At 66.5% G+C, this 17,790-nt stretch carries 18 protein-coding genes; 12 read left to right on the top strand and 6 right to left on the bottom strand.

Annotated features, from left to right (window positions below; all coding sequences use genetic code 11):
* Nucleotides 1-117: 117 nt before the first annotated feature.
* From RT688_RS14585 to RT688_RS14575, 3 genes are read right to left on the bottom strand one after another with little or no spacing between them, the layout of a single operon-like run.
* A complete protein-coding gene (locus RT688_RS14585; protein ID WP_313705577.1) occupies nt 118-387 on the bottom strand; it encodes a DUF5985 family protein in 270 nt (89 codons plus the stop codon).
* Between the two features lie 13 nt (nt 388-400).
* Nucleotides 401-658, bottom strand: a complete 258-nt coding sequence (locus RT688_RS14580) for a DUF5985 family protein (protein ID WP_313705576.1) — start codon at nt 656-658, stop codon at nt 401-403.
* Entirely contained in the window at nt 659-1,051 is a 393-nt protein-coding gene (locus RT688_RS14575) for a hypothetical protein (RefSeq protein WP_313705575.1), read from the bottom strand.
* A gap of 174 nt (nt 1,052-1,225) precedes the next feature.
* On the opposite strand from RT688_RS14575, the gene RT688_RS14570 reads away from it, so the two are divergent.
* From RT688_RS14570 to RT688_RS14555, 4 genes are all read left to right on the top strand, one after another.
* A complete protein-coding gene (locus tag RT688_RS14570) occupies nt 1,226-2,005 on the top strand; it encodes a DNA/RNA non-specific endonuclease (RefSeq protein WP_313705574.1) in 780 nt (259 codons plus the stop codon).
* A gap of 28 nt (nt 2,006-2,033) precedes the next feature.
* Nucleotides 2,034-2,303, top strand: a complete 270-nt coding sequence (locus tag RT688_RS14565; protein ID WP_313705573.1) for a hypothetical protein — start codon at nt 2,034-2,036, stop codon at nt 2,301-2,303.
* A 325-nt stretch (nt 2,304-2,628) separates the two neighbouring features.
* A complete protein-coding gene (locus tag RT688_RS14560) occupies nt 2,629-3,015 on the top strand; it encodes a DUF2382 domain-containing protein (RefSeq protein WP_313705572.1) in 387 nt (128 codons plus the stop codon).
* A gap of 25 nt (nt 3,016-3,040) precedes the next feature.
* Nucleotides 3,041-4,699, top strand: a complete 1,659-nt coding sequence (locus RT688_RS14555; protein ID WP_313705571.1) for a YsnF/AvaK domain-containing protein — start codon at nt 3,041-3,043, stop codon at nt 4,697-4,699.
* A 196-nt stretch (nt 4,700-4,895) separates the two neighbouring features.
* Here the strand turns inward: RT688_RS14555 and RT688_RS14550 are convergent, their stop codons facing one another.
* The 3 genes from RT688_RS14550 to RT688_RS14540 all read right to left on the bottom strand — a co-directional run bounded on the left by RT688_RS14550 (nt 4,896) and on the right by RT688_RS14540 (nt 9,920).
* On the bottom strand, nt 4,896-7,757 hold the full coding sequence (locus RT688_RS14550; protein WP_313705570.1) for a pitrilysin family protein: 2,862 nt from the start codon (nt 7,755-7,757) through the stop codon (nt 4,896-4,898).
* 79 nt (nt 7,758-7,836) lie between these two features.
* Nucleotides 7,837-8,775 (bottom strand): diguanylate cyclase, encoded by a 939-nt coding sequence (locus RT688_RS14545; RefSeq protein WP_409521923.1) that lies wholly within the window; start codon nt 8,773-8,775, stop codon nt 7,837-7,839.
* 203 nt (nt 8,776-8,978) lie between these two features.
* Complete coding sequence (locus tag RT688_RS14540; protein WP_313705569.1) at nt 8,979-9,920, bottom strand: sensor histidine kinase; 942 nt, start codon at nt 9,918-9,920, stop codon at nt 8,979-8,981.
* 188 nt (nt 9,921-10,108) lie between these two features.
* On the opposite strand from RT688_RS14540, the gene queE reads away from it, so the two are divergent.
* The 8 genes from queE (at nt 10,109) to nadC (ending at nt 17,635) form a co-directional block, all read left to right on the top strand.
* Entirely contained in the window at nt 10,109-10,744 is a 636-nt protein-coding gene (queE, locus tag RT688_RS14535) for a 7-carboxy-7-deazaguanine synthase (RefSeq protein WP_313705568.1), read from the top strand.
* A gap of 16 nt (nt 10,745-10,760) precedes the next feature.
* Nucleotides 10,761-11,207 carry a 6-carboxytetrahydropterin synthase QueD gene (queD, locus tag RT688_RS14530; protein ID WP_313705567.1) on the top strand — a complete coding sequence of 149 codons (447 nt, stop codon included), beginning with the start codon at nt 10,761-10,763 and terminating at the stop codon, nt 11,205-11,207.
* Nucleotides 11,200-11,733 carry a tRNA adenosine(34) deaminase TadA gene (tadA, locus tag RT688_RS14525; RefSeq protein ID WP_313705566.1) on the top strand — a complete coding sequence of 178 codons (534 nt, stop codon included), beginning with the start codon at nt 11,200-11,202 and terminating at the stop codon, nt 11,731-11,733. The genes queD and tadA overlap by 8 nt, the downstream gene beginning before the upstream one ends.
* A 173-nt stretch (nt 11,734-11,906) precedes the next feature.
* Complete coding sequence (locus RT688_RS14520; protein WP_313705565.1) at nt 11,907-12,833, top strand: alpha/beta hydrolase; 927 nt, start codon at nt 11,907-11,909, stop codon at nt 12,831-12,833.
* On the top strand, nt 12,830-13,747 hold the full coding sequence (ldcA, locus tag RT688_RS14515; RefSeq protein WP_313705564.1) for a muramoyltetrapeptide carboxypeptidase: 918 nt from the start codon (nt 12,830-12,832) through the stop codon (nt 13,745-13,747). The genes RT688_RS14520 and ldcA overlap by 4 nt, the downstream gene beginning before the upstream one ends.
* A 146-nt stretch (nt 13,748-13,893) precedes the next feature.
* The gene (locus tag RT688_RS14510) at nt 13,894-15,495 is read left to right on the top strand and encodes an ABC-F family ATPase (RefSeq protein WP_313705563.1); all 1,602 of its coding nucleotides are present in this window, start codon (nt 13,894-13,896) and stop codon (nt 15,493-15,495) included.
* Between the two features lie 134 nt (nt 15,496-15,629).
* Nucleotides 15,630-16,760 (top strand): quinolinate synthase NadA, encoded by a 1,131-nt coding sequence (gene nadA, locus RT688_RS14505; RefSeq protein ID WP_313705562.1) that lies wholly within the window; start codon nt 15,630-15,632, stop codon nt 16,758-16,760.
* Entirely contained in the window at nt 16,757-17,635 is an 879-nt protein-coding gene (gene nadC / locus RT688_RS14500; RefSeq protein WP_313705561.1) for a carboxylating nicotinate-nucleotide diphosphorylase, read from the top strand. The genes nadA and nadC overlap by 4 nt, the downstream gene beginning before the upstream one ends.
* Nucleotides 17,636-17,790 lie beyond the last annotated feature (155 nt).

The following is a 17,790-nucleotide window of genomic DNA, read 5'->3' as shown; positions in this document are numbered from 1 at the left end:
TGGTTTCCTCCGTAAGCACATTGGGATCATGACTTCATTATGGCCGGGAGCCGCCAGGGTCGGCGCACGCTCGGCGCGCACCGCCGTGCGCGCCGAGCGTGCGCCCTGGCCTCCCGCCTATTTTCGCGACTTCTCGCGCGGCAGGTTCTTCTCCAGGATCGCCCAGATGATCAGGCCATAGGCCAGCAGCCGGATCAGGTAGTGCATCGGCGAATCCTCGCCGCCGTTGTCGTGCACGGCCGAGTACAGGCGGTGCAGGCCCTCGATGAAGAAGGACAGGGCGAAATAGATGAAGAAGCGGTCGCCGGAACTGCGCCAGAAGCGCAGGAAGAAGAGCGCGATGACGAGCGAACCCATGGTGATGGCGCCGGTGAACAGGTCGGTCATGTCCTTCCTCCTTTCATTCTTTCTCGTAGATCAGTCCGTAGAGCAGCAGGGCCACCGCGACCAGCGCGCTGACCAGCCGGGCAGGCAGGAAATCGATGTCAGGGAAGACGACCTTGTCCAGCAGGAGGAACAGGTTGTTCAGCGTCATCACCCCAAAGCAGGAACCGCTCCAGAACAGGAGCCGGTAGCGCGTGCGCCGGTAGCTCGCGAACAGCAACCAGGCGCAAGCCAGCGAGGTCAGGATGCACAGGATGTAGATCGTTTCCGCCACTTACGAATCCTTTCGCAGTTTGAAGGCGTCGGCGAATTGTTGCGCCTTGCGGTCGAGGGTGGAGTGGATGAGCAGGGTGACCTCGACCAGTTGCTTCGCATACAGGTCGGCCAGCGCGTCTATGCGCTCGCGCAACTGCTCGGAACCCGGCTGGTAGCGGTAAGCGGGCTGCGGCGTGCCGGCGCAGGGCGCGACCATGCCGGCCCGGCACAGGTCTTCCAGCAGGCCGTGGGCGGTACGCTCGCGCACGTACAGCCGGCTTGCCAACATCTCGCTATCCCATTGTTGCGCCGGATTCGCGCGCAACAGCAGCAGGGCTTCTAGGAAGGGTACGGACGGAATGCTTGTGAGCACAAAGCGCCGCAGGTCCTCCGGGATCGGGGCCTTTTCCATTGACGGTCGTTTGTTTCCGTTACGGAAGGTTAACAAAAGAGCGGGTATTCTAGAGTATTCCGCTCGACAATGCATGTCCAATCGTGCGGCCTTGGGCGCGCGGTTGCGGGAACTTGGGCAGGTGATTCTGTGTCGGCTACAATGCGGCCCCGCCACATTCTTTCTGCTGCACACATGCTATCCAGATTCATCAGCGCCCTGGCCGTTGCCGGCGCATTGCTCCTCCCCGGCATCGCCGGCGCCACCGGCTGTCCCGATCATTACGCCGACGGGCGCGCTCCCGAGATCCGCAACCCGAAGCTCGCCACCGCCACCCGCGAGCTGTGCTACGGCGTGTTCGGCGTCATGCACTCGGGCGTGACCCGCACCCCCTTGTGGTCGGCCGAGCACCTGCGCGCCGAGAACGTCGAGGCGGCCCAGGGCCTGAAGCGCGACAACGACTTCCATGCCGAATCGCGCCTGCCGCGCTCGCAGCGCGCCGAACTGTCGGATTACGCGCGCAGCGGCTTCGACCGCGGCCACCTGGCACCGAACGCCGACATGCCCGACCGGCGCACCCAGCGCGAGAGCTTCACGCTGGCGAACATGGTTCCCCAGGACAGCGACCACAACCGCCACATCTGGGCGCCGATCGAAGGCGCGGTGCGCAAGATGGCGAAGAAGGAGGGACAGCTCTACGTGATCACCGGCCCTGCCTTCCTCGGCAGCAACCTGCGCAAGGTCGGCAACGTGATCGTGCCCAGCCACCTGTACAAGGTAGTGTACAGTCCACGCCAGAAGGCGGCCGCCGCCTGGTTCACCGAGAACCGCGCCAACGCCGAGATCCACGTGATCCCGGTGGCCGAGCTCGAACGCATCGTCGGCATCGAATTCCTGCCCTCGCTGAGCCAGCAGCAGAAGGAGCGCATGCTGAAGCTGCCGAAGATCCGCCAGAAGAAGGGACGCTCGTCGTGAGCGCCGCCACCGACCAGAAAGGAACACCATGACCGCCAAAAAGAAAGCCGACAAGACCTTCGTACCGTTCGCCAACGAGGCCGACGTGCTGCACGTCGGCGACCTGATGATCGAGAACCGGCTCGACCGCATCACGCTGTCGGGCGACGTCGACCTGACGCTGGACCAGGCCGGCCTGGCGCTGGCGCGCCGCCTGCACGCACTGCTCGGCGAGGTCGTCGGCAAGCTCGAAGGCCAGGCGCTGCCGGAGCGCCTGCCGCCGCCCGACGTGCAGCAGGTCGACAACCCCTTCAATTAATCACCGGGCGCCCCCTGGCGGGCGCCGTTTCCGGCCCGCATTCCATCCGCATTCCGCCCGCGTTCCACGCGCTTTCGGCCGGCATTCCGCCCCCATGCCGGCGCCGCACGCCGCGCGCCGCTCCTCCTCCCTCCCTCTCGCCGGGAGCGCCGATCCAGCCTGGCGCCGCGCGAAATCCAGTGCCCAAAAACCTCATCCGTTTACGAGGGTCAATGGTGCGCTAGCCCCTACCCGTTTGGAGTAAGCTGATCTGGTCTCGCGTCAGCAACTTCACGGAGTCACACCCATGGCAGGAAACCCGTCGGACCCAACTGGACAGGATCCCTTGCGGATCCCCGTCGTCGCGGAACAACTCGCGGTCGGCACCCGGACGGTCGACACCGGGCGCGGCGTGCGCGTCCACAAGACCGTGGTCGAACAGCCGGTCACCATCGACGAGCGCCTCGGGCGCGACGAGGTGGAGGTCCGGCACGTCGCGGTCGACCGCATCGTCGCGCCTGACGAGGCGCCCACCACCCGCCACGATGGCGACACGCTGGTCGTGCCGATTCTCGAGGAAGTGCTGGTGGTCGAGCGCCGCATCCGCATCAAGGAAGAGCTCCATATCACCCGGATCCGCCGCGAGGACCATCACCGGCAGGAGGTGGTCCTGAAGGCCGAGCAGGTCAACGTCGAGCGCTTCGACGAATCCGGGAACCCGCCAACGAAATGATTCACCAATGTCTGGAGGAATGATCATGCAACATACCCTGATAGCTGTCTTCGACAACCACAACGACGCCGTCAACGCGCAAAACGAACTGCTGTCCTCGGGCTTCTCGCGCGAGGATGTGCGCCTGTCGCACGGCAACGAGGATCCGTCGATCGCGGCCTCCGGCGCCACCACGACCACGACCACCACCATGGACGCCGACAACGAGCCCGGCATCGGCACCAGCATCAAGAACTTCTTCAGCGACATCTTCGGCACCGACAACAGCGAGCACCATGCCAAGTACAATACCGCGATCGAGCGCGGCAGCCACGTGCTGACCGTGAACACCGACAGCGAGCCCGAAGTCGAGCGCGCCGCCGACATCGTCGAGCGCTACGGCCCGGTCGACATCGACGAACAGTCCGAAAAATGGGCCAGCGGCGCCGGCATGGGCAACATGAACTCGCCGGGCGCGGGCGTGATGGGCGTCGGCGCCGGCGGCCTGCAGCAGGGTTCCTCGCTGTCGATGCAATCGGAGAACGACCGCCTGCCGCTGAACCAGCAATCGCTGAACGACCCGAACCCGATGGGCACGACTTACCAGGAGCCGATGTCCTCCAACGACGAACTGAGCCGCGGCACCTACGGCTCGGGCAGCGGCAACCTGCAGACCAGCATGGGCTCGAGCACTTCGCTCGGCCAGCAGGGCACGTCGGCGTCGCTGCAGGGTTCCTCGCTCGAGGGATCGGCCGCATCGAGCGGCAAGCTGCAGGGTGCGGCCCTGACCGGCTCGCAGCAGCGCGACACCAGCACCGCAGCCATCCCGGTGGTGCAGGAACAGCTGAAGGTCGGCAAGCGCGAAGTGCAGCGCGGCGGCGTGCGCGTGTTTTCGCGCGTGGTCGAGACCCCGGTCAACGAGTCGATCGGCCTGCGCGAGGAGCACGTGAACGTGCAACGCCGCACCGTGGACGAGCCGATCAGCAGCGCGGATAGCACCGCCTTCAAGGAGCAGTCGATCGAAATGCGCGAAACGGCCGAGGAAGCCGTGGTCGAGAAATCGGCGCGCGTCGTCGAGGAAGTGATGATCAACAAGGAAGTGTCCCAGCGCGAACAGCAGATCCACGACACGGTGCGCCACACCGAAGTCGAGGTCGAGCAGCTCGGCGCCGGTTCGGCGCGCTCGGGCATGATGAGCGACGACGATTACTACCGCAACCACTTCACCAGCAACTACGGCACCACCGGCGCCTCGTACGACGACTACGCGCCGGCCTACAGCTATGGTTCGGAAATGGCGAGCAACCAGAAGTACAGCGGCCGCAAGTGGGACGACGTCGAGTCCGACCTGTCCAGCGGCTGGGCCACCCGTGCCGGCAACAAGGCCGGTTCGACCTGGGAAAAGATGAAGGCGGCGGTGCGCCACGGCTGGGATCGCATGACTTCGGACGACGACGATTCCTACTACCGCAACCACTACAACGCCACCTACAGCAGCATGGGCGGCGCCTACGACGACTACAAGCCGGCCTACAGCTATGGCTCGCAGATGCGCAACAGCGACCTGTACCGTAACCGTCCCTGGGACGAAGTCGAGCCCGACCTGCGCAGCAACTGGGAAAAACAGTATGCCGGCAAGTCCGGTTCGACCTGGGAAAACATGAAGGCGGCCGTCCGTCATGGCTGGGACCGCATGACTTCCTGAGCTGACGCCAGGCTGACTGCCCCTTGCCGCTGACCGCCGGTGCGTGCCGGCGGCGCGGTGGGCTCGGCATGAAGGACAACGGGCGCCCGAGGGCGCCCGTTGTGTCGTCGGCGCCGGCTGCTTCCGCGGCCGGCGCCGACTTCTTAAGCCCGGCTTACCGAAAATGGTTCTTCGTTAGCCGGGCTAACTTTACTGCCTACTCGGCGAACGCCTGGGCCGCTGGCGTGATCTTCACGTTCTCGGACTTGATGCCGAGCTTCATGTTGCCGATCGCCTGGTCTTCGTCCAGCACCGCCTGCGGCTTGGCCGCGTCGTACTTGATCGGCGAGAAGGCATCCGACACCAGCGCCTGCTTCAGGCCGGCCGCGTCCTTGGTGATGAAGACCACCGACAGGTTCTGCGCCGAGATGTGCTTGCGGATCGCGGCATTGACGTCGGCCACGCTCAGCTTCGAGAGGCCGTCGCGCATCATCTGCGTGAATTCCGGCGTGCCGTACCATTGCGAGTCCAGGGCATAGCCGAGGCGCTGGTCCTGGGTCGCGGTCATCACGAACACGTTCTTCATCAGGTAGTCGCGGGTGGTCTCGAAGTCCTGCTGGCTCATGCCCTTGTCGACCAGCTGGCCCAGTTCCGACAGCGCCAGGCGCAGGGCGAAGTGGGCGTTCTGCGGCGCCACCGGACGGATCCAGACTTCGAACAGCTGCGCCTTGCGGCCCAGGTTCGGGCGCGGGAAGAAGCCGTACATACCGCCCGGGAAGGCTTCGATGTAGGCGTAGTCGCCGTAGTTCAGGCCGCGCAGCTCGCGCACGCGCTGGTACAGCTGGCCGCTCGAGGCGCGGTGTTCGCCCAGCCAGGTCTTGGCCAGCCAGAGCGCCGGGAAGTCCGGATGGCGCCGCGTCACCTCCAGCGGCAGGCCGAACGAGATCGCGGTCGCACGGGTGTTCTTCTCGATGATCTCGACTTCCAGGCCCTGGGGCTTGCGGCCCTGCGGCACGCTTGTGGCGGGCAGGCCGGCGCCTTGCGGCAGGCGCGCCAGCGCGGTCTTCAGGCCGGCGATCATGGCGTCGCTGACGTCGCCCGAGATGCCGACGCGTACCGCGCCCTGGGTGTAGGCCTGGCGGTAGAAGGCTTTCACGTCGTCCAGGGTGATCGATTCGATGCCTTTCACCGTGCCCAGCACCGGGTGGCCGTAAGGCGTGCCGGCGTAGACGTTCGTTTGCAGGCGCTCCTTGCCGAACTCTTCCTCGTTATTGTCCTTCAGGTCGAGCACCAGGGCGTTCTTCTGCGCGTCCTTCAGGCGGCGGAAGTCTTCCTCGCGAAAGCCCGGCTCGAGCAGCATCGGCAGCGCGATATCCAGGAACTCGCCCCACTTGTCCTTGTGGATCGAACCGGTGAAGGTCGTCATTTCCTTGTCGACCTGGTCGGCGAAGCTGCCGGCCAGCGGGAACAGCGACTTGGTGATCTCGTCGATCTTGCGCTCGCGCGAACCGGCTTCGGCCACCATCGAGGCGGTCAGGGCCGCCAGGCCTTCCTTGCCCTGCGGGTCGTGCGCCGAGCCGGCCGCGAACAGCAGCTTGAAGCGCACCTGCGGCAGGCTGGACTTCTGCACCAGCACGTCGAACTTCGCGTCGGCCGCCTTCGGCGCCAGGGTCGCCAGCTTGGGCAGCGCCTCGATGCCCTGGGGCAGGGCGTCGTGGGCGAGGGTGGTGACGACCATGGCGTCGTCGACCAGGTACTTGCGGGCGGCGGCCTGCAGGTCGGCCGGGGTCAGGGTATCGACCAGGCGGTAGTAGCGGTTCAGGGTGCCGTAGGAACGGTTGAAGTGCACGTAGGACGCGAGCGTCGCCGCGATCTGCTCGGTGTTGTCGAGCGAGCGCACCAGGCCGTACTTGTTCGCCGACTTCGCATCAAGCAGTTCCTTCTCGCTCACCGGGATGTCGCGCAGGCTGGCGACGGTCTGCAGGATGGCGTCGCGCACGTAGAGGGCGTCGGCCGGCTTCTTGACGCGCGCGCCGATAGTGGCCAGGGTCGGGTCGACGCGGTTCGGCGTGTAGTCGAACAGCTGGTCGACCTTCTGCTGGTCCTGCACCAGGCGCTTGTAGAGCGGCGAAGTCGGGCCAAAGGAGAGCGACAGCAGCATCGACAGCGCGGCCTGGTCCTTTATGGTGTCGGAAAAGGCCGGGGAGCGGAAGGCGACGGTCACCAGCGGCAGGGTCGCGGCCGGCCAGGGGACGTGGCGGTACTGGGCGCCGCGCGGCGCGGGCTCGGCCGGCACCGGCGCGTTGTAGCTGCCTTTCTTCCAGGTCGACCAGTATTTCTCGACCAGGGCGATGGCTTTCTGCGGCTCGACGTCGCCGGCCACGATGATGGTGGTCTTCTCGGGACGGTACCAGCGGTCGAAGAAGACCTTCGAGTACTCGTACTGGTTGGGCATGTCCTCGATATCCTTGAGGAAGCCCATCGTCGTGTGCTTGTAGGTGTGGGTGGTGAAGGCGGCGTCGCGCTGGACCTCGAACAGCTTCTGCATCGGGTTCGCGCTGTTCTTATTGTACTCGCCCAGCACGGCGCGCGATTCGGTCTTGAAGGCTTCGATCGGATACGACAGGTGCTGGAAGCGGTCGGCCTCGACCTTCAGCACCGTTTCCAGGTCTTCCTTGGCGAAGGTGGTGTAGTAGTTGGTGAGGTCGTCGCTGGTGTAGGCGTTCTGGCGCGCGCCGGCTTTCGTGATCACTTCCTGGTACTTCGCCGGCGGATAGCTGGGCGTGCCGCGGAACATCATGTGCTCGAAGAAGTGGGCAAAGCCCGACTTGCCCGGCTCGACCTCGTTGCGCGAACCGGTCTGGACAGGAATGGTCACCGACACCAGGTTCGGGAAGCCGGTCGGCACCACGATGATCTTCAGGCCGTTGGCCAGGGTCTTTTCGGTGGCCTTGAAGGGCAGGACGTCGTTGCCGGCGGCGGCGGGGGTGGATGCAGGCTTGGCCGGCGCAGCGGCCGCCGGCAGCGCGAGCACGGGTGCGGACAGCGCCAGCAGCGCCATCGGGATGAGTTTGGACACACTGTCTCCTTGGGAATTATCCAGCCGCGAAGGATAAGATATTCCCCAAGGAATGAACAGCGCTATCAGATATGCATGTTTACACGCCCTGCGTTCCGTCCGGCATCGGCAGGCTGATCCGGTTGCGTCCGAGGTGCTTGGCGCGGTAGAGGGCGGCGTCGGCGATCGCGACCAGCTGGCTGGCGTCGTTGTCCGGCCCGGCGATCGCGGTGGCGGCGCCGATCGACACCGTCACGTGCTGCGGCGGGGTCGCGCCCGCCGTGCCGTACAGCGGCACGCGCAGCTGTTCCACGCGGCGGCGGATGCGCTCGGCCACGATGGCGGCGCCCTTGAGCGACTGGTTCGGCAGGATCACCGCGAATTCCTCGCCGCCATAGCGCGCGACCAGGTCGTTGGCGCGCATCTCGCTGGCCACGGCGGTGGCGATGCGCTTCAGGCACTCGTCGCCGCCGAGGTGGCCGTTGGCGTCGTTGTAGGCCTTGAAGTTGTCGACGTCGACCATCAACAGCGACAGCGGCTGGCGCTGGCGCAGGGCGCGCTGCCACTCCGCGTTCAGGGTCTCGTCGAAGCAGCGCCGGTTCGCCAGGCCGGTCAGGCCGTCGCGGGTGGCCAGCTTCTCGAGCGCGATCTGGGCCATCTTTTCCTCGGTCAGGTCGCGCAGCGATTCGACCACCGCCGACAGCTGGCCTTTTTCGTCGAAGATCGGGCTGGCGTCGGCGGCCAGGTAGCGGCGCTTGCCGGCGCGCGGCATGTCGCACCAGGTCTCGACCGACAGGTGCGCATGCATGTGCGGCGGCTTGCTGTGGCGCGGATAGATATGGCGGATCTCGTCGGTCCGGTTCTGCAGGACCAGGTCGGCCAGGGTCGGGCGCGGCTGCTCATAGAAGCTGCGCCAGTGGTTGTCGGTGCCGACGATTTCCTCGGCCGGCACGCCGGTCAGGCGTTCGCAGGCGCGGTTCCAGATCAGCACGTGGGCATTGCTGTCCAGCACGAAGACCGGAATCGCCAGCATCTCCATCAGCTGGTAAGCGAAACCGAGGTCCTTTCCGGGAGTGACAAGGCCCGACGTGGTCTCCATCGGGCGATACATCGTTGTGCTGGTCATGTAGCGGCCTCATCAGGTATCCGTTAAGCAATCTATTGATTGCTGACAAGATCCGATTCTGCTACCGCAGGTCTCCGATGCTATTGATTTGTAGCAATATTCACAGGCTTGACTTCTCAGCCCGGGACCAGCCCATGCGCGCCGGGCAGCACCATGGCGATCCGGGTGGCGCCCCCGGGTGTCGGCGCCGCCTGCAGGTAGCCGCCGGCTGCGCGCAGGCGCTGGCGCAGGCTGGCCTGCAGGCGCGAATCCACGCCGTCGGGGCCGCCGTCGTCCTCGATAGACAGCGCCAGGCTGGCCGCGCTGCGCGCCAGGCGCACCCGCACTTCGGTGGCGCAGGCCGCATCGGCGATGCTCGCCAGCGTGTCCTGCAGCGCCCGGTAGAGCAGGGCGTCCAGCCCCGGCTCGGTCGGCGCCGGGGCGTTCGGCGGCACGATCTCCAGGCGGTGCGCGATGCCGTGCAGGCGCGTGAACGCATCCAGTTCCTCCGCCACCGCCCGTCCCAGGTCGGCGCCTGCTGCCAGGTGACGCGTCTCGCCGGCCAGGATCCGCAGCGAGCCCAGGGCCAGGTCGAGGGTGCCGATCATCGCCGTGGTCTTCTGGTGCGTGGCGGGGTGGATGCCGCAGCTGGCCACCTGCAGCAGCGCCATCTCGGCGCGCAGGGCCAGGAGCGTCTGGCCGAGGTCGTCGCGGATCGCGCGGGCGATGCGGTTGCGCTCGACGTCGCGCACGCCTTCCTGCTGGCGCACCACCCGGGTCAGGGCCGACTGGGTGTCGGCCAGCGCGGCCTCCAGCGCGCGGCGCGCCTTCTGTTCCAGGCAGAGGCGGGCCGCCGTATCGCGTGCCTGGTCATCCACTTCGATACCGTGGCGCAGCAGGCAGCAGGCGCCGCCGCCCACCGCCAGCAGCCAGGCCAGGGCGCCCAGGATCGACGACGGGAACCCGGCGCCGGGCATGCCGGCGGCAGCCGCGCCGGCGCCCACGAGCAGCAGCGCAGCGAGAAGTGCGGAGAGAAGCGCGGGGAGCAGGCCTGGCGAGCGGGTAAGCGCTGTCTTCATGACGATCCTTCCGACGGGTTATCAGAACTTTCCGGCGCTCAAGTTACTGCTTGTCGCACAGGACGATCTTGCTGCTAGTCAATATGCGTGCCGTATTGCAATTCCAAGGCCGGCACCGCGGAACGGCGGCGGGGCTCGGCAAGGGCGTCTCGCGCGAGGTATAATGGAAGGTTACCGAGAGGCTTACCGTGACTTACAGCATCAAAGAGATTTTCTATACCTTGCAGGGCGAGGGCGCCCATGCGGGCCGTCCGGCCGTGTTCTGCCGCTTCTCAGGCTGCAACCTGTGGACGGGCCGCGAAGCGGACCGCGCGACGTCGATCTGCCAGTTCTGCGACACCGATTTCGTCGGCACCGACGGCGAACGCGGCGGCAAGTTCCGCGACGCCGCCAGCCTGGCGGCCGAGATCGACAGCCTGTGGCCATCGACCTACGCGCCGTCGAAGTACGTGGTGTTCACCGGCGGCGAGCCGCTGTTGCAGCTGGACGCGGCCCTGATCGAGGCCATGCATGCGCGCGGCTTCACGATCGCCATCGAGACCAACGGCACCTTGCCGGTGCCGGCCGGTGTCGACTGGATCTGCGTCAGCCCGAAGATGGGCTCGACCCTGGTGGTCGAGAAGGGCAACGAGATCAAGGTCGTGATCCCGCAGGCGAACCAGGACTTGGGCGCCTACGAACACCTGGACTTCGAGAATTTCTTCGTCCAGCCGATGGACGGTCCGCTGGCCGCGCAGAACACGCGCCTGGCGATCGAGACTTGCCGCCGCAATCCGAAGTGGAAGCTCAGCCTCCAGACCCATAAACTTTTACAGATTCCATAAAAGAGTAGAGAAGCTGATGCTGACCATTACCCGCAAGCTCGAATTCGACGCCGGCCACCGCATTCCCGACCACAAGAGCCAGTGCCGCAACCTGCACGGGCACCGATACACCCTGGAGATCACGCTGACCGGCGCGGTGATCCAGCTCGACGGCAATTCCGACAACGGCATGATCATGGACTTTTCGGACATCAAGGCGCTCGCCAAGGAGCACCTGGTCGACGTCTGGGACCATGCCTTCCTGGTCTACGAGAAGGACGACAAGGTGCGCGAGTTCCTCGCCAGCCTGCCCGGCCACAAGACGGTCGTGATCGACCGCATCCCGACCGTCGAGAACCTGGCCCAGGTCGCGTTCGAGATCCTGAAGGCGGCGTACACCGACCGTTACGGCACCGGCCTGCGCCTGCACAAGCTGGTGCTGCACGAGACGCCGAACTGCTGGGCCGAGATCACCGATGCCTGACACCGTGCAGCCGGAAGGCCTGCCGGCGCAAGCCGCGCAGCCCGCGTTCGCGCAGTCGGATGAGCACTTCATGCGCCTGGCCCTCGCGCAGGCCGAACTGGCGCGGCGCGAAGGCGAGGTGCCGGTCGGCGCCGTCGTGGTCAAGGATGGCGAAGTGGTCGCGCTCGGCTACAACCAGCCGATCGGCCGCCACGACCCGACCGCCCATGCCGAGGTGGTGGCGTTGCGCGCCGCCGCCGAGAAGCTCGGCAACTACCGCCTGCCGGGCTGCGAACTCTACGTCACGCTCGAACCCTGCGCCATGTGCTCGGGCGCGATGATGCATGCGCGCCTGGCGCGCATCGTCTACGCCGCGCGCGACCCCAAGACCGGGGTCTGCGGCTCGGTGCTCGACCTGTTCGCCCACGACCAGCTGAACCACCATGCCGGGGTGGTCGGCGGCGTGCTGGCCGAGGAGGCCAGCGGCATGCTGAAGCGCTTTTTCGCCGAACGCCGCGCGGCGGCGCGCCGCCCCGCGGCGGAGTAAAGACAGCCGTCGATACGGGTCGTCAGCACCGGCGCACGCACGCCGGTGCGAGCGCCGCCCCGATGCCGAAAATGCTATGCTGGTTCCGCGCTGCCACCTGGCAGCGTTAGGAGATTAGCCTTGTTCAACGTACGCATACGCCGGCCGCAGTCGGGCTTGCCGGCCCAGCCACCATGCCGACGCTGACCGCCAACGGCATCCGCATCGCCTTCGACACCGCGGGGGACGCCAAGTCCACGCCGGTGCTGCTGGTGCACGGCCTCGGCATGCAGCTCACCAGCTGGCCCGACGAGTTCGTCGACGGCCTGGTCGAGCTGGGTTTCTACGTGATCCGTTTCGACCACCGCGATTGCGGCCTGTCCACCAAGTTCGACCGCGCCGGCAAGCCCAGCCTGATCTGGAGCTGGATCAGGTCGCGCCTGAAGCTGCCGTTCAAGCCGCCCTATGGGCTGGAAGACATGGCCGACGACGCGCTCGGCGTGCTGTCCGCGCTCGGCGTCGCCAAGGCCCACGTGATCGGGGTCTCGATGGGCGGCATGATCGGCCAGATCCTCGCCGCCCGCCATCCGCAGCGCGTGCTCAGCCTCACCTCGATCATGTCCTCCAGCAGCCGGCGCGGCTTGCCCGGCCCGACGGCGCAGGCGCGCCAGGCGCTGCTGCGCCGTCCGGACAACCCGAAGGATGTCGACGCCATCCTCGACCAGGCGGTGGCCCTGCAGCAGGCGATTGGCAGCCCGGCCTATCCGACACCCGAGAAGCAATTGCGGCGGCGCGCCGCGCGGGCGCTGCGGCGCTGCTATTGCCCGGCCGGCGTGACGCGCCAGATGCTGGCGGTGGCCGCCGCATCCGACCGCAGCGAGCTGCTGGCGACGATCGCCGCGCCGACCCTGGTGATCCACGGCGCCAGCGACCCGCTGGTGCCGCTGGCCTGCGGCGAGGACACGGCCGCGCGCATCCCCGGCGCCCGCCTCGAAGTCATCCAGGGCATGGGCCACGACCTGCCGGCCCAGCTCAACGAGCGGCTGCTCGCCTTGATCGATGCCCATGCGCACGGTAAGATGGCTGCCGACTCAACACCGCGCCTCTTCGTCAAACAGTGATCACCTCCCGACTCGGCGTCGCGATCGTCGCGCCCGCCGGCTATACGCCCGACCAGGCCGCGGTCGCGCGCGGCATCGCCCGCCTCGAGGCCCACGGCTGCCTCGTCCACAACTACTACGACCCTGACGCCGTCCACCAGCGCTTCGGCGGCACCGACGAGGCCCGCCTGGCCCAGCTGTACGCGGCGGCCGACGACCCCGACGTCCAGCTCGTGATGGCGGTGCGCGGCGGCTACGGCCTGACGCGCCTGCTGCCGCACATCGATTTCGAACGCCTGGCCGCCAGCGGCAAGCTGTTCGTCGGCTATTCCGACATCACCGCCTTGCAGATGGGCCTGTACACGAAGACGGGCGCGCTCAGCTACGCCGGCCCGCTGCTTGCCGGCGACTTCGGCGCCGAGACGCCGTGCGACTTCACCCTTGGGCAATTCTGGGACTGCCTGGCCGGCCCGACCCACCGCATCGTCGAGGAGGCCTGCGGCAACCCGTGCGTCGACGTGGCGGGCACGATCTGGGGCGGCAACCTGGCGATGCTGGCCTCGCTGCTCGGCACCGAGTGGTTCCCGCGCATCGAGGGCGGCATCCTGTTCGTGGAGGACATCGCCGAGCATCCCTACCGCGTCGAGCGCATGCTGCTGCAACTGATGCAGGCCGGCGTGCTCGGCCGCCAGCAAGCGCTCGTGCTCGGCGATTTTTCGGGTTACAAGTTGGGCGCGATGGACAACGGCTACGATTTCGACGCCATGCTGGCCCACCTGCGCGCGACGCTGCCGATTCCCGTGCTCACAGGGCTGACTTTCGGCCACGTGCCGCGGCGGGTGACGATTCCCTTCGGCGCCCAGGCGCGGCTGCAATCGGATGCGGCCGGCTTCACGCTGGCGCTGTCCGACTATCCCACATTGCGCTGCGCCTAGCGCCGGCCGTGCGTGGCCGCCCTGCATCGGCGGCCATGTTTCCATCCTTGCACTGCGCAGGCACTCTCGCGGGTGGTAGAATAGACGGTTATATTACAAACTTCGCGCGGCTTCTCGCGCAGACTTTGCTTTAAAGGTTTCTACCAGTGCTCAGTACAGCCAACATCACGATGCAATTCGGCGCCAAGCCGTTGTTCGAGAACATCTCCGTCAAATTTGGCGAAGGCAACCGTTACGGCCTGATCGGCGCCAACGGCTGCGGCAAGTCGACCTTCATGAAGATCCTCGGCGGCGACCTCGAACCGTCGGCCGGCAACGTCAGCCTCGACCCGGGCGAGCGCCTGGGCAAGCTGCGCCAGGACCAGTTCGCCTACGAGGACGTGCGCGTGCTCGACGTGGTCATGATGGGCCACACCGAGCTGTGGAACGCCATCGCCGAACGCGACGCCATCTACGCCAATCCGGAAGCGACCGACGACGACTACATGAAGGCCGCCGAGCTCGAGGGCAAGGTCGCCGAATACGACGGCTACTCGGCCGAGGCGCGGGCCGGCGAACTGCTGCTGGGCCTGGGCATCGGCACCGACCTGCACCAGGGCCCGATGAGCGCGGTCGCGCCGGGCTGGAAGCTGCGCGTGTTGCTGGCCCAGGCCCTGTTCTCGGACCCGGACATCCTGCTGCTGGACGAACCGACCAACAACCTGGACATCCACACGATCCGCTGGCTGGAGGACATCCTCAACCAGCGCAACTCGACGATGATCATCATCTCGCACGACCGTCACTTCCTGAACCAGGTCTGCACCCACATCGCCGACATGGATTACGGCACGCTGAAGGTCTATCCGGGCAGCTACGACGACTACATGCTGGCCTCGACCCAGGCCCGCAACCAGCAGCTGGCCAACAACGCCAAGGCCAAGGAAAAGGTCGCCGAACTGCAGGACTTCGTGCGCCGCTTCTCGGCCAACAAGTCCAAGGCCCGCCAGGCGACGTCGCGCCTGAAGATGATCGACAAGATCAAGATCGAGGAATTCAAGCCGTCCTCGCGCGCCTATCCGTTCGTGCGCTTCGAGGGCGAGAAGAAGCTGCACCGCCTGGCGGTGGAAGCCGAGGGCCTGACCAAGGCCTACGACCGCACGCTGTTCAAGAACTTCTCGATCATGGTCGAGGCGGGCGAGCGCATCGCGATCATCGGCGCCAACGGCGCCGGTAAAACCACGCTGCTGCGCTGCATCGGCAGCGGCGAGATCACCGGTCTCGACGCCGACCAGGGCCGCGTCAAGTGGGCGGAGAACGCCAACGTCGGCTACATGCCCCAGGATCCGACCGAGGAATTCGCCACCGACGCGAATCTCACCGACTGGATGGGCCAGTGGACGAAAGAGGGCGACGACGACCAGGCCGTGCGCTCGATCCTGGGCCGCCTGCTGTTCGGCGGCGACGAGGTCAAGAAGTCGGTGCGCGTGCTGTCCGGCGGCGAAAAGGGCCGCATGATGTACGGCAAGCTGATGCTGGGCCGCCACAACGTGCTGCTGCTCGACGAACCGACCAACCACATGGACATGGAGTCGATCGAGTCGCTCAACATCGCCCTCGACAAGTACGAAGGCACCCTGATCTTCGTCTCGCACGACCGCGAATTCGTGTCCTCGCTCGCCAACCGCGTGCTCGAGGTGAAGGAAAACGAGGTGGTCGACTTCCGCGGCACCTATGAAGAGTACCTGAAGAGCCAGGGTATCGACTGATCAACAGGTAGTGAGTGCGGGATGGGATCATTGATGCCATACCCGTAGGGTGGACGGCTTTGCCGTCCACGCGTCCAACCGGCGTCGGCCCGCCGCGGTGCGTGCCGGCGCGAGCATGTGAGAGCAAGCTTCGCATGAACATCCCCATCAAGACTTTCGAATACGACCACCCGCAGGACGGCGCCGCCTGTACCGCCCACGCCTGGGCCAAGGTCCCCGCGACCCCGACCGCCGAGGAAAAGCAGGAACTGAAGGAACGCATCCGCCGCCTGCTGAAGGAAAAGCAAGCGGTCCTGGTCGCCCACTACTACGTCGATCCCGAGCTGCAGGACCTGGCCGAGGAAACCGGCGGCTGCGTCTCGGATTCCCTCGAAATGGCGCGCTTCGGGCGCGACCATCCGGCCAAGACCCTGGTGGTGGCCGGCGTGCGCTTCATGGGCGAGACCGCCAAGATCCTCAGTCCCGAGAAGACCATCCTCATGCCGGACCTGGAAGCGACCTGCTCGCTCGACCTGGGTTGCCCGGCCGACGAATTCGCCGCCTTCTGCGACCAGCATCCGGACCGTACGGTGGTCGTGTACGCCAACACCAGCGCCGGCGTGAAGGCGCGCGCCGACTGGATGGTGACCTCGTCGATCGGCCTGGACATCGTCAAGCACCTGCACGAGCAGGGCAGGAAGATCCTGTGGGCGCCCGACCGCCACCTGGGCTCGTACATCCAGAAGCAGACCGGCGCCGACATGCTGCTGTGGCAGGGCTCCTGCCTGGTGCACGACGAATTCAAGGGCATCGAACTCGACCTGCTGAAGGCCCAGCATCCGGACGCCAAGGTCCTGGTCCATCCCGAGTCGCCGGCCAACGTGGTGGCCCAGGCCGACGTGGTCGGTTCGACCACCCAGCTGATCAACGCGGCCCAGACCATGGATGCGACGACCTTCATCGTCGCCACCGACAACGGCATCCTGCACAAGATGCGCATGGCCGCGCCGGGCAAGCACTTCATCGAAGCGCCGACGGCCGGCAACAGCGCGACCTGCAAGAGCTGCGCCCACTGCCCGTGGATGGCGATGAACGGCCTGAAGAACCTGGCGGACGCATTGGAAAACGGCGCCAACGAAGTCTTCGTCGATCCGCAGATCGGCCGCCAGGCCGTGCGCGCGATCGACCGCATGCTCGATTTCGCCGCCGCCAAGAAAGCCAAGGCGCTGCCGCAAGGCGCGCTCGAACAGAACGCTCAACTGTTTTCCGGAGTAGGCCCCGCATGACGACCGCATCGACCACACTACGTAATCCGCACGACCAATTCGACGAGAAGCTGCAGGCCGCCTTCGAGCAGAACATCCTGGCCGCGCTGCTGGAAGACGTCGGCACCGGCGACCTGACCGGCCTGCTGGTGCCGCAGGAGCCGCGCGCGAAAGCGCGCGTGATCGTGCGCGAGGAAGCCGTGCTGTGCGGCGCACCCTGGTTCGAAGGCGTCATGCTGGCGGTCGACCAGGACATCGAGATAGCCTGGCAGTACGCCGAGGGCGACCTGATGACGGCCGACAGCGTGGTCTGCACCATCGAAGGTTCGCCCCGTTCGCTCCTCACCGCCGAGCGCGCGGCGCTGAACTTCATGCAGCTGCTCTCGGGCGTGGCCTCGGCCACCCGCAAGTACGTCGACGTAATCCAGGGCACGAATGCCGCCATCCTCGACACCCGCAAGACCCTGCCGGGCCTGCGCCAGGCGCAGAAGTATGCGGTGCGCGTCGGCGGCGGCAAGAACCAGCGCATGGCCCTGTACGACGGCATCCTGATCAAGGAAAACCACATCGCGGCCGCCGGCGGGGTGACCCGCGCGCTGGAGAACGCGGCTGCCTTGAATGCCGGCGTCACGGTGCAGATCGAAGTCGAGACCATCGCCCAGCTCGAGGAAGCGCTGGCGGCCGGCGTGCAGTCGGTCCTGCTCGACAACTTCGACCTCGACATGATGCGCGAAGCGGTGAAGGTGAACGCGGGGCGCGCCCTGCTGGAAGCCTCGGGCGGCATCAACATGCAGACCGTGCGCGCCATCGCGGAGACCGGCGTCGACCGCATCTCGATCGGCAGCCTGACCAAGGACGTGCGCGCAACGGATTATTCCTTGCGCATCGTCGACTGAAGCGCATCTGCGGGGTAGGGTGGGCACTTGTGCCCACGCCGACTAGTACGCTGGCACGCCGTGCCAGTACACAGCTGCGACGCGCTGCGACAATGCATGCTCCAGTTGAACGCGTGGACGGGGAACCCGTCCACGCCAGGCGCTCGCTTGTCGCG

The sequence above is a fragment of the Massilia sp. genome, from assembly GCF_032106685.1.
GTDB lineage: Bacteria > Pseudomonadota > Gammaproteobacteria > Burkholderiales > Burkholderiaceae_D > Telluria.
The sequence above is the reverse complement of the archived record's forward strand: the minus strand, read 5'-3'. Positions and strand labels throughout refer to the sequence as shown.